Origin of the sequence: Acinetobacter sp. 'aerobic (ED)', assembly GCF_904886855.1 — a bacterium.
In the GTDB taxonomy this organism is placed as follows: Bacteria; Pseudomonadota; Gammaproteobacteria; order Pseudomonadales; family Moraxellaceae; genus Acinetobacter; species Acinetobacter courvalinii.
In genome coordinates this window covers 1-1073 of sequence record NZ_CAJHGI010000018.1, presented here as the reverse complement: position 1 = coordinate 1073, position 1073 = coordinate 1, and the positions used below count along the sequence as shown (strand labels likewise).

Below are 1073 nucleotides of genomic sequence, written 5' to 3'. Positions count from 1 at the left end.
ACATCCGCTGTCCAGTTACCAGTTGCTGCATCTACCGTTGCAGTGTAAGTCACGCCATTGATAACTAAAGTCACCACTGTGGTGGCTGCATCTGCAGGGATACCGGTCAAGGTACCTGTCACTGTTACGGTGCCAGTAGATTCTGCTGCGTTAATAACGTTGTCTGCTGTCACTGGCGCAACAGTCAGTGTGCTACCCGTGGTATCTGGTGCAGTGGTATCCACAACATAGCTGTGATCTGCACTGACCGGACCTGTACCTGTTACATCAACAGTCACTTCAATGGTGCTGTCTGCATCTGCAGTCAACTCGCTACCTGGAACGGTCACGCTCCATGTTCCATCCGCCTGTACCGTGGTGTTGTAATTGTTGCCGTTGACCACAACTGTCACTGCATCACCTGCAGTGAAGTCGCCTACAACCGCACCACTGACCGTTTGGTCCACACCCGCTTCTGCTGCGTTAACGGTGTTATCGCCTGCAATCGGGTTGATCACCACCACTGGTGTGGTGATATCCACGGTGTAGCTGGCATCTGCTGTCACAGTACCGGTGTTGCCTGCGGCATCTGTTGCCGTAATGCTGACATTGATGGTGCTGTCGGCATCAAGCACTAACTGTCCGCCATCAACGGTCACGCTCCATAAGCCACCCGTTTGTACTGTGGTGGTGATGTCTACGCCATTGACGTTGACCGTAACCACATCACCCACGGTGTATTCACCGGTGACCGTACCGCTGATGGTTTGATTGGTTGCGGCTTCGCCTGAATCTACAATGCCATCGCCTGCAATCGGATTAATGGTGATCGTAGTCGTGCTGTTGTCCGGACCAGTGGTATCGACTGTATAGACTTGAGTGTCAGTGATTGTGCTGCTGTTACCTGCTGCATCGGTGAAGGTTGCTGTGGCATCGATGGTCTTATCGCCATCGGCCAAAAGGTCACTACCTGCCACATCGGCTGTCCAGTTACCTGTCGCTGCATCTACAGTTGCAGTGTACGTCACACCATTGATAACTAAAGTCACCACTGTGGTTGCTGCATCTGCCGGGATACCAGTCAAGGTACCTGT

1 protein-coding gene is annotated in these 1073 nt (G+C 52.7%); it reads right to left on the bottom strand.

The features are described from left to right. The coding region (locus JO943_RS18440; protein WP_202741514.1) for an Ig-like domain-containing protein at nucleotides 1–1073 on the bottom strand (1073 nt) is incomplete at both ends.